This is a genomic window from Pseudomonas sp. Irchel 3H7, from assembly GCF_900187605.1.
Classification (GTDB): domain Bacteria; phylum Pseudomonadota; class Gammaproteobacteria; order Pseudomonadales; family Pseudomonadaceae; genus Aquipseudomonas.
On record NZ_FYEA01000001.1, the window covers coordinates 639,070 to 651,494 of the forward strand.

The window sequence follows — 12,425 nt, forward strand, 5'->3', positions numbered from 1 at the left end:
CCTCTCAAGAAATCAGTTTTTCCAGATCATCGAGGGATAGACGTTTGAGGGCCTCCAGGGATTTAGCCAATTCATCCTGAACGGGCGACATTTCGACGCGCAAGGCCTCGACTCGCGCACAGAACGCCTTGAGGGTGTCGGTTTCGAACAGCTCTTTGAGCGGCACCTTGTCGCCCAGACGCTCCTTGATCCGGGTCACTACCAGCGTCGCCAGCAACGAGTGCCCGCCGAGCTGGAAGAAGTTGTCCGCGAGGCCCACTTGCTCAACCTCCAGCACTTCCTGCCAGATCGTCGCCACTTCCCACTGCAAATCGCTTTGCGGCGGTTGGTAATGCTGCTGCGCCGGGCCGTCGCCCAAGGCTATCAGTGCCTTGCGATCGAGCTTGCCGTTGGGGGTCAGCGGGATGGCGTCGATCAGGTGCACGTGGCCCGGCACCATGTGCGCTGGCAAGCGACTGGCCAGTGCACTGCGCAAGCGTTCCAGCCACACCGTTTGATCGACCACTGCCTGCGCCACCACGTAGGCGTGCAGGTGTTTACCGGCGGCACCGTCTTGCGCGAGCACCACAGCTTCGCGGATCTCGTCCTGCTCCAGCAGCCGCGCTTCGATTTCGCTGAGCTCGATACGGAAGCCGCGAATCTTCACCTGATGGTCGGCCCGGCCGATGTACTCGATGTTGTCATCGCTGCCCTGGCGTACCAGATCGCCGGTGCGATACAGGCGCTCGCCGTTGCTGGCGTACGGATTCGGCACAAAGCGCTCGGCGGTCAGTGCCGCGCGCATCAGATAACCCCGGGTGACACCGGCACCGCCCAGGTACAACTCGGCAGGCACGCCACTCGGCAGTACTTGCAACTGGCTGTCGAGCAGATAGGCCACGGTGTTCGGCAACGGTCGGCCGATGTTCGCCTGGCCCTGGGGTGTGCGCAGGGTGAAGGTCGAATAGGTGGTGTCCTCCGACGGCCCGTAGAGGTCGTAGACCTGCTGCACCGACGTGCTCGCGTACAGCGTGTCGACCAGGCTTTGCTTGAGCGGTTCGCCGGCCAGATTGATGGTCGCCACCGAATGCGGAATCTGCCCGGCCCGTTGCAGCGCGGCAATCGCCGACGGCACCGTGTTGATCAGCGTGACCTGTTCGCGGGCCGGCAAATCGGCCAGCGCCAGCGCATTGTCCGCCAGCACCAGGCAACCACCGCAGGCCAGGGTGACAAAGATTTCCCAGACCGACAGGTCGAAGCAGATCGACGTCGAGGCCAGCACACCGCGCAGTTGGTCTTCGTGATAGACCCCGGCCGACCATTGAATCAACGCCGACAGGTTGCCATGGGTGATGGCCACGCCTTTCGGTTTGCCGGTGGAGCCGGAGGTGTAGATGACGTACGCCAGATTCTGTGCAGTGACATTCACCAGCGGTGCCGTTGTCGGGAACGCGCTCAACGCGCCCTCTTCCACCAACAGCACCTGCGCGCTCAACGTCTCAGGCAACAGCGCCAGTGCGTCCGGCTCGGTGATCAGCACGGCGGCGCGGCTGTCGTCGAGCATGTGCAACAAGCGTTCCTGTGGATAGTCCGGATCCAGCGGCACATAGGCGCCACCCGCCTTGAGGATCGCCAACAGCGCCACGAGCATGTCCGGCGTGCGGCGCATGCACACCCCGACCCGCACCTCCGACCCGACGCCCAGTGTTTGTAGCTGGTGCGCCAGGCGATTGGCCCGGGTATCGAGGCTCTGATAATCGATCCGTTGCTCGGCGAACAGCACCGCATGTGCTTGTGGCTGACGCTGCACCTGCGCAGCGAGATGTCCCAGCACTGTGCGCGCGTCCGTTGCCGTAACGTCGGCCTTGCCCCAAGCGATGGCCTGTTGACGCTGTGGTTCGGCGAGCAATTGCAGCGCACCCAACGGCTGAGAGGCATCGGCGAGGAACTGCGTCAGCAGGCTCTGCAGTTGCGCGCTCAAACCGCTGATTGCGGCCGCATCGAAACTGGCCCGGTCGTAACTGATCCCCAGGCTCAGTTCACGCCCGGTCACCGCCACCAGCGTCAACGGGTAGTTGGTCTGTTCCTGACGACGAATCGCCGAGAACGTCAGCCCCGTGGCCGGGCCCTGTTGCAGCGCTTCGGCCATCGGGTAGTTTTCGAACACCAGAATGCTGTCGAACAACGCACCGTTACCCGCACCGGCCCAACGCTGAATGTCGTAGAGCGGCGTGTGTTCGTGCTCGCGCAGGGCCAGATTGACGTCTTGCACCTGTTGCAGCCACTGGCTGACGACGATCTCGGCGGACGGCGCCGCGACCACCGGCAAGGTGTTGATGAACAGACCGATCTGCTGCTCGACGCCCGGCAAATCCGTCGGACGCCCGGCGACGGTGGCGCCGAATGCCACATGGTCCTGCCCGGTATAACGCTGCAACAGCACCAGCCACGCCGCTTGCACCAAGGTGTTGAGGGTGACTTTCTGCTCGCGGGCGAAGCGGTTCAAGTCCGCCGTCAAGGTTTCGCTGAATACATGCTCGTGATCGGCGTAACCGCTGGCCGCGTGCTGCCCGCCCGACACGGCACTGGCCAGACGCGTCGGCTCATCAAGATCAGCGAGGGCCGTCGTCCAGAAATCACGACTGGCCTGCTGATCACGCTGACCCAGCCATTCGATGTAATCGCGATAACGCCCCTGCCCGACCGCCGGGGTCAGGCCGGCATAACGCTGCAGCACTTCGCCGAACAACTGCGACGTACTCCAGCCGTCCATGAGGATGTGGTGGCAGGTATAAATCAGGTGATGCGTGGCCTCGTCCGTGCGCACCAGCGTCACCCGCAACAGCGGCGCGCCGGTCAGGTCGAAACCACTGGCCAAGTCCTCGCTGGCCAGTTGCTCCAGCGCCGCACCGATGTCAGCACGACCGCGCCAGTCCTGCATGCGCCATGGCATCTGAGCACTCTGACGAACCACTTGCACCGCTGCGGCGGCATCCTGTGGCCAGACGAATGCCGTGCGCAGGATCTCGTGGGCATCAACGGTTTGCTGCCAGGCCTGCCGGAAACGCTCGGCGTCGAGGCGTTGCACATCCACGCGCAACTGGTTGGTGTACGCCGGGCTGTCCGGATCGTTGACGCTGTGGAATAGAATGCCCTGCTGCATCGGCGACAACGGATAGAGGTCGACGATGTCGCGGGCCGGGATCGGCAGCGCCGACAGCTGTGCCTGGGTCAGCGTTGCCAGACTGAAGTCCGACGGCGTCACAGCCGCCTCGCCACTGTCGCAGCAATGCTCGATCAAACGCTCAAGCTCGCGACGATAGGCCTCGGCCAGCGCCTCAACCGTTTCTGTGCGATACATGCCGGTGCCGAAGGTCCAGGTCAATTCCAGCTCACCGCCATAGACCTGACCATCAACGCTCAGCCAGTTACCCAACGGTGCAGCCGCGTCCTGATTGGCGCCGGTGCTTTCACCACTCGGTACGAACAACGCGCCGGCGTCGGCGTTGAACGCACCGTCGAACTGGCCGAGGTAGTTGAAGGTCACGCGCGGCTGCGGCAATCCCTGCAACTCGGCGGACTGGCTCAGGTAACGCAACACACCAAATCCGATGCCTTTGCCCGGCACCGCACGCAATTGCTCCTTGATCGCGCAGAGGGACGCACCCGGCGTAGCCTCGGGTGTCAGGCGCACCGGGAACAAGCTGCTGAACCAGCCCACGGTGCGGCTCAGGTCGATGTCGTCGAACAGGTCCTCACGGCCATGACCTTCGAGCTGAATCAGTACCGAAGGCTGTTCGCTCCAGTCACACAACACCCGCGCCAGGGCCGCCAGCAGCAGGTCGTTGATCTGCGTGCGATACGCCGCTGGCGCCACTTTCAGCAGTTTGTGGGTCAGTGTCTGGCTCAGGCGCGAGCTGGCGCGGCCCGCCTGTTCGCGGGTCTGGGTGTCCTGGGGGAAATCGCGTGGCAGTTGCGCGTCGCTCGCCTCCAGGGTTTGCCGCCAGTAACCACTTTCAGCGGCCAGCGCTGCGCTCTGCCCGTAACGATGCAGATGTTCGGCCCAACTGTGCAGCGAGCTGCTTTTGCCCGGCAAGACCAGCGGCGTGCCCGCCGCCAGCGTAGTGTAAGCGTGCTGCAGATCTTCCAGCAGAATGCGCCACGACACGCCATCCACCACCAAGTGATGAATAACCAGCAACAGGCGTTGCTCAGCGTTCGGCAGATTCACCAGCACCGCCCGCACCAAACGCCCTTGTTGCAGATCGAGACTGCGTTGGGCGTCGTCGGCGAGTGCCGGCAAAGCGTCCACGCTGCCAAGTTCGCGCACCCACAACAGCTCCGGATCACGTTGGGTCTGCGGCATTGCCTGCCACACGTCGCCGGACGCCTGGAAATTCAGCGTCAATGCTTCGTGCTGTTCGATCAGCGCCGCCAGCGCTGTGCGCAGAGGCGCGGCGTCGAGCGGTGTGGTCGGCTGCAGCATCACCGACTGGTTCCAGTGCTGACGCTGGGCAATCGCGGTTGCGAAGAACCGTGCCTGAATCGGCAGCAATGGCAACGGTCCGCGAGCGGCCGGTACCGCAGCCGTGACGGGTTTGGCTTCGATCAGCTTGGCCACAGCGGCCAGTTGGCCGATGGTCTGTTTTTCGAACAGTTGCTTGGGGCTCAGCTTGATGCCCTGGCGTTTGGCGCGAGCGATGATTTGCAGGCTGAGGATCGAGTCGCCGCCCAGTTCGAAGAAGTTGTCGGTGCTGCCCACGCGCTCCAGTTTGAGCACGTCGGCCCAGATCGCCGCGAGTTTTTCTTCGATTTCACCCACTGGTGCGACGAAGTGTTGAGTGACCACGCCCGGCACCGGCAAGGCACGTTTGTCGAGCTTACCGTTGGCCGTCAGCGGTAATGTTTCCAGTAACACAATCTGTGTGGGAACCATGTAGTCCGGCAGGCACGCCTGCAATTGCTCGCGCAGCGCCTGCGCCTGCAAGGTCAGCCCCGCCGTTGGTACACACCACGCAACCAGTTGCAGACGCGTCGGGTCGTCATCCAGTGCCAGCGCCAGCACCGCCGCTTCGCTGACGCCGTCCAGGCCCAGCAACACCCGCGCGACTTCCGCCGGCTCCACGCGATAACCGCGCACCTTGACTTGGTCGTCGGCGCGGCCGATGAATTCCACCGTTTGCTGACGATTGCGGCGTACTCGGTCGCCGCTGCGATACACCCGCGCACCCGGCGCGCCGAACGGATCCGGCAGGAAGCGCTCGGCGGTCAGCCCTGGCTGATTCAGGTAGCCCAGCGCGACGCTGTCACCACCGATATACAACTCGCCGGCCACCTGATCGGCAACGTTGTTCAGCACATCGTCGAGCACGTAAACGTGAGCGCCGGCCAGTGCGCTACCGACCGGTACGCTGCGCGCCAGGGTCAGATCACCGACTTCATGGGCCAGTACGCCCACCGTGGTTTCGCTCGGCCCGTAGTGGTTGATGATGCGGCAGCCCGGTTTGAGCTCGCGCACGCGCTCGACCAGCGCTGGCGAGCACGCCTCACCGCCGACGATCAGCGCGTGTTCCGGCAGCACGTCGGCAGCCCGCGCGGCCTGCAGCAACGCGGCCAGATGGCCCGGGACGATTTTCAGCATGCCCACTTGATGACTGGCCATGTACTCGGCAAACCGGTCCGGATCGAAGCCCAATTCTTCCGGCAAGACATGCAGCAGTCGCCCCGAACACAGCGCACCGAACAGCACGGTAAAACCAAGGTCGGCGGCGATGGTCGAGACCAGCGCCATGCTGGCGTCCGCTGTCGGCGCCAGTCGCTCAAGCACACCGCGCACATAACTGCCCAGCGCGCCATGGCTGACCAGTACGCCTTTCGGTTGCCCGGTGGAACCGGAGGTGTGAATCACATACGCCGGTGATTGCGCGCACAGCGTCACGGCGGGGCAAGTGTCCGGCATGGACTGCCACTGCTGCGCTGCAAAGGCGATGCCCTGACAACCATCGACCGCCAGCGCGGACACGCGTGCATCGCCGTCGGCGCACAACAGCAGCCGTGCTTTCGCAGCGCCGAGCATCTGCTGCAAACGTGCGTCCGGCGCTTTGACGTCCAGCGGCATGTACACCGCACCCGCCTTGAAGATCGCCAGCACCGAAGTCAGCCAGTCCAGCGAACGCTCCATCAGCACCGCCACCGGCTGGCCATCGCGCACGCCTTGGGCGCGCAAATGATGGGCCAGCCGATTGGCCGCCTGATCCAGCACCTGATAACTCAAAGCCTGATTCAGGTCGCGCGCGGCCAGCGCTTCAGGCTGGCGGGCGACCTCACGATCCCAGTGCTGCAACACCGACAACGCCGGTTCGGCGGGTGCCGGGAGTGGCGCTGGCGAGATCTGCGCAACACTGTGCAACGGCGCTTGCGGCGCTTTCAGCAATTCGCTGAACAGACCGAGCAAGGCCGGCACAAAAGCTTCGACGGTTTCCGCCCGATAGAGGTCGCTGGCATAGGTCATCTGGCCGTGAATCAGCGTGCCGTCATCGGTAATGTCCAGCGCCAGATCGAAGTGAGTGCCATCCTTGTCCAGCGGATACTCGGCCACGCTCAGCCCGGGCAGGGCCATCGAACGCTGCTTCTGCATACCGACATTCTGGTTGAACTTGGCCTGGAACAGCGGGTTGTGGCCCAAGGTGCGTTCTGCCACCAACTCGTCCACCAGTTGCTCGAACGGCAACTCTTGATGCGCCTGCGCACCGAACGCGGCTTCACGCACTCGCGCCAGCAAATCCTCGAAACTGCCGCGTTCATCCACCTCGCATCGCAGCACCTGAGTGTTGACGAAAAAGCCGATCAGCCCTTCGACTTCAGCACGGCCACGGTTGGCATTCGGCACGCCGACGCGAATGTCACGCTGCCCGGCCTGCCGCGACAGGAACAACGAGAACCCGGCCAGCACCAGCATGAACAGACTGATGCCCTGGCTACGGGCAAAGGCGTTGAGTTGCAGGGACAGCGGCGCACCAAAATCAAAACTCAGGGTCTGGCCCTCGAAGCTTTGCGTCAGTGGCCGGGCAAAGTCCGGCGCGACTTCCAGCAGCGGGTGTTCTTCACCCAGTTGCTGACGCCAGTAATCGAGTTGCCGTTCGCCCTCGCCGGCCTCCAGCCAGCGGCGTTGCCAGATCGCGTAGTCGGCGTATTGCAGCGCCAGCGCTGGCAATTGCGGTTCGCGTTCGAGGCTGAACGCCTGATAGCACTGGACGAATTCCTTGACCATCACGTCCATCGACCAGCCGTCAGAGACGATGTGGTGCATGCTCACCACCAGCACGAACTCTCCGTCGGCCAGCGCAAACAGACTGGCGCGCAGCAGCGGCCCGTGGCGCAAATCGAATGGCCGTGCGGTGACGCTCTGCACCTGTTGCGCCAACGCCTGCTCGCGCTCTGACGGCGGCAGCCCGGTCAGGTCAATGCGTTCCACGGCCAGGGGTTGCTGATCAAGGATGACCTGGTGTGGCTGATCACCGTCAGTCTGGAACACCGTGCGCAGGACCTCATGGCGCGCCACCAGGTGATCGAAGGAGCGCTGCAGCGCCGCTTCGTCCAGGCGCCCGTTCAGGCGCAGGCCGGCGGCCATGTTGTAGGCGGCGCTTTGCGGTTCGAGTTGCCAGAGAAACAGCAGACGCTGCTGAGCGAACGACAACGGAATCGGCGCGACATCGTGACGACTGACCGGCAGCGGCAACAGGCTGAAGTCCTTGCCGTCCTCGCGCAGCTTGGCCAGAAACAGCCGACGCTGTTCCAGCGGCAAGCCGACGAACCTCTTCGCGATACGTTCCGCCATGGTGCCGCTCATACTTCTTCTCCTTGCAAAGCATTCATGAACTGATCCATATCGGACCAGTCGTCGTTCGTTGCACTGTCAGCCAGTTGCGCCAGCACCCCCGCCAGTTCACCCAGCAGCGGTTTCTCGAACAGGCTGCGCAGCGGCAACACCACGCCCAATTGAGTTTTGATGCGCGCGATCACCTGCGCGGCCAGCAGCGAATGGCCGCCCAATTCAAAGAAGTGATCATCCAGACCGACCCGTGCCACTTGCAGGACCTCTGCCCAGATTTGCGCCAGTTGTTGTTCGGTATCGGTTTGCGGCGGGCGATAGTCGCCTTGCAGTTGACTCGGATCCGGTGCCGGCAAGGCCTTGCGATCGAGTTTGCCGCTCGGTGTCAGCGGCAGGTTCGCCAGCAACAGCAGATGGCCCGGCACCATGTAATCCGGCAGATTGGCTTGCAGCGCCGCGCGGATTTGCTGACGGAACGCCGTTTGCGTCGCCGCGCTTTGCAGCACCGCCGGATCGCTGACCACGTAGGCCACCAGTTGCAAACCACCGCTTAGCGGAACTGCCAGCACCACCGCCTCGCGGATGCCGGGGCATTGCTGCAGGCGCGATTCGATTTCGCCCAGTTCGATGCGGAAACCGCGAATCTTCACTTGATGATCGACCCGGCCGATGTACTCCACGGCGCCGTCAGGTCGCAGTCGCGCGCGGTCGCCGGTGCGGTACAGGCGCTGGCCGTCGGCGAACGGGTCGGCGATAAAGCGCTCGGCGCTGAGGGTCGGCTGGCGGTGATAACCCCGCGCCAGGCCAGGCCCGCCGATGTACAACTCGCCCACCGCGCCTTGAGGCAGCAGGTTCAAATCATCGTCGAGCACGTACAGGCGGCGTGCGTCGAGACCGTGGCCGATCGGGATGCCGCGCCACGACACGGCGTCGGCCGTCAGCGCGGTGCAGTCGTGAATGGTCGAAACCACCGTGGCTTCGGTCGGCCCGTAGGTGTTGAGCAAGCGCACATGGCCCAAACCGGCCTGTTGCCACAGGCGCAAACCGTCTACCGCCATCGCCTCGCCGCCGACGTGAATCTGCCGCAGCGCAGCGAAACCGGCCGGTGGATTAGCGGCGTATTCCTGCACCAGCCAATACCAATAAGCGGCCGGCAGATCAGCCAGGGTGATGCCATGTTCGACAATGACCTGATGCAACGCCGCGCTGTCCCACAACCGCGCATCACGCAGGACGACTGCGGCACCGTGACACAGCGGCGGGAAAAACTGCTCGACGAAGCCGTCGAAGCTGCTGGTGGCGAACTGCAAAACGCGATCGCCTTCGCGCAAGTCGCTGTAATCGATGGCGCGGGCGATGAACTCGCTCAACGCGCCATGACTGACCGCGACGCCTTTCGGGCGGCCGGTCGAGCCTGAGGTGTAGATCACGTAGGCGAGGTTTTGCGCGGCGACCGTCACAGGCAGATTGTCGGCAGGATCACTGTCGGCCAACTGCTCCAGACACAGGCAATCGACGTCATCCAGATCCGGCAGGCTGGCGAGGCTTTCGCGATCGGTCAGCAGCAGTTTCAGGCCACTGTCATCGAGCACGTGGCGCAAACGTTCGGCCGGTGTCTGCGGATCCAGCGGCACGTAAGCGCCGCCAGCCTTGAGCACCGCCAGCAATGCCACTGCCAGCTCCAGCGAGCGCCCCAGCGCCACGCCGACCAGCACGTCAGGGCCGACACCGCGAGTGCGCAACTGATGGGCCAGACGATTGCTGCGGGTGTTCAACTCGGCATAGCTGAGTGACGGCGACGGCTTGGTCGCGAGAATCACCGCCGCTGCCTGCGGCGTGCGCGCCACCTGCGCTTCGAACAGGGTCTGCACACTGGCGAAAACCGGTTCTGCCTTGGTGACTTGAATCAGTTGTGCACGTTCAGTCTCCGCCAGCAGTTCGACTTCGCCGACGATTTGCTGCGGATCACGGCACACGGACGCGAGGATGTTGCGCCAATGCCCGGCCATCGCAGCGATGGTTGCGGCATCAAAAATATCGGTGGCGTAGGTGAAGGCCGCGAACAACTGCTCGCCCTCCTCGCGGGTGTCGAGCATCAGGTCGCTGGTGGCGGCATGTTGGCGACCGCTGCCGGCCAATTGCTCCTCAGTCAAATAGCCCACCTGCAAACCGGACTCGAGTTGCACGTGCTGCAAGTCGGTCACCAGCGGCTGGTGGTTGAACATCACCTGGAACAGCGGGTTGTGGCTTTGGCTGCGCGCCGGTTGCAAGGCTTCGATCAAGGCGTCGAACGGCAGATCCTGATGAACCTGCGCGCCGAGTGCGGCCTGACGCAGGTTCTGCAACAGATCGGCAAAACGTGTTTGCGCGGTGACTTCGCTGCGCAGGATCTGCGTGTTGACGAAGAAGCCGATCAGCCCTTCGGTTTCGCTGCGGGTGCGGTTGGCGATCAGCCCGCCAACGCGAATATCGGTCTGGCCGCTGTAGCGATGCAGCAACGTTTTGAACGCGGCCAGCAACACCACAAACAGTGTCACGCCCTGACGCTGGGCAAGGCTTTTCAGCTCCTGACGCAGCGCTGCGTCGATCACCGTTTCCAGACGCGCGCCCTGATGACTGGATTGCGCCGGATAGGCACGATCGGTCGGCAGCTCCAGCACCGGATGCTCGTCGCCCAATTGCGTGCGCCAGTAATCCAGCTGACGCTCGCGCTCACCGGCCTCCAGCCAACTGCGCTGCCACAGCGCGTAATCGCGGTAATGCACGGTGAGCGCCGGCAACGACGGCTCGCGCCCCGCCACCCGTGCGTCATAGATGCGCATGAACTCATCGATGAGAATGTTCATCGACCAACCATCGGCGATGATGTGGTGCAGAGTGAGCAGCAATACATGCTCCTGCTCGGCCAGGCGCAATAACCGCAGGCTGAGCAGCGGGCCGTTCTCGAGATCGAAGGCTTGACCGGCCTCAGCCATCATGTGCTGTTGCGCCAGCGGCCAGCGCTGGGCTTCGGGCACCGCACTGAGATCGCTGATCGCCAGTTTCAACGGCTGCGGTTCAGCGACGCGCTGAACCGCGCGCTCACCATCCTGACCGAAGGTGGTGCGCAAGCACTCGTGCCGCGCCGCCAACTGACTGAACGCCTGCTCCAGCGCCTGCGCTTGCAAGTCTCCCGTAAGACGTACCGCCATTGGCAAGTTGTAAGCAGCGCTGTGCGGGTCCAGTTGCCAGAGAAACCACATCCGCTGCTGGGCATACGAAAGTCCGTCTCGCTCGGCGATCCCGTCACAGGCAGTCATGGGCAGTTGCGCAAAATCGATGCCCTCACGGGCCATACCGGCGAGGAACAAACGGCGTTTGTCCTGTGGCAGTTCGATAAAACGACGGGCTAGTTTCTGGGCGTCTGCGGCATTCATGCATGGGGTCCTTGCTGATCGGCGGCGTGACCAGGAGACCCGGTCGTATCAACAAGAACGAATGACAAACGCGATGATTTAGCGCGCTGGCGCAACAGCGGCCCGACGGTAGACACACAAATGCCGAAGCCGGTACGAGACCGGCTTCGGCAGCTTTACCAACAGACGTGGGAATTGCTCAGAGCGGACCCTGTGAATGCCCTTCAGCCATGGCGACAATCACTTTACGCGGACCTTCGAACGGCGAACGCGCGTGCGCCGAGAGCATGTTGTCGAGCATCAGCACATCGCCCTCCTGCCAGGGAAAGCTGATCGCGCACTCATCGAGCACCGCGCGAATCTGCGCCAGCACCTCGTCTTCAATCGCCGAGCCGTCACCGTAGTAAACGTTACGCGGCAAGTCTTCTTCGTCGACAATGTCCAGCAGGCTTTCACGCACTTCCGCTTGCAGGTTGGAAATGTGGAACAGGTGCGCCTGATTGAACCAGACGTTGTCACCGGTCACCGGATGGACCGCCACCGCCTGACAGGTCTGGCGGGTGCGCAGTTCACCGTCATCCTTCCATTCGCAGACAATGCCGTGGGCCTTGCAGTAGGCCTCGACGACCTCGCGATCTTCGGTGTTGAACACGTCTTCCCAAGCCACATCCAACCCGTTGCCGAAGTTGCGCACATACATCAGCCCTTTGCTGACGAAGCGCTCGCGAATCGCCGCGGGAATACGCCGATAGACTTCACGGCTGTCGGCAATCGGCGTCTCGCCACCGGACTTTGCCGCGATCATGCTGTAGAACCAGATTTTCATCGGCCAGTCGCGGGAGTAGGCCTGCTCGTTGTGCAGCGGAATGCTCTGGTGCGCCGGGTATTCGGTCGAGGTGTACACGCCCTGCGTCACGTTGGTGCGCGGCGTCGAGCCGAATTCATAGTTCAACAGCGGATGGCCAAAACTCGCCGCGAACTGCCGGAACTGTTCGGCACCGTTCAGACGGAAACCGCGAAACAGTACCCCGCCGTCGCGCAGCAGATGCTCGTCCACCAGTTCTTTCAATTCATCGAACACTGCCAGCAAGTCAGTGTCCGCATCGGTCGCTTCCACCAACAACGGCAAGCGCCCCCGTTGCGGCAGCAGTGGCCGAACGGAAAATCCCACAGCAACAGCCATGACTGGCCTCCTGTAATCACTCGATAGGTGAACCACG

Annotated in this window: 3 protein-coding genes; all 3 read right to left on the reverse strand. The window is 63.2% G+C overall.

The annotated features are described in order from the left end of the window. Positions 1-4: 4 nt before the first annotated feature. Entirely contained in the window at positions 5-7,828 is a 7,824-nt protein-coding gene (locus CKW38_RS03030; protein ID WP_095111784.1) for a non-ribosomal peptide synthetase, read from the reverse strand. Next, positions 7,825-11,226, reverse strand: a complete 3,402-nt coding sequence (locus CKW38_RS03035) for a non-ribosomal peptide synthetase (RefSeq protein WP_095111785.1) — start codon at positions 11,224-11,226, stop codon at positions 7,825-7,827. The genes CKW38_RS03030 and CKW38_RS03035 overlap by 4 nt, the downstream gene beginning before the upstream one ends. A gap of 178 nt (positions 11,227-11,404) precedes the next feature. Further along, on the reverse strand, positions 11,405-12,388 hold the full coding sequence (locus CKW38_RS03040) for a TauD/TfdA family dioxygenase (RefSeq protein WP_095111786.1): 984 nt from the start codon (positions 12,386-12,388) through the stop codon (positions 11,405-11,407). Between the last annotated feature and the right edge of the window lie 37 nt (positions 12,389-12,425).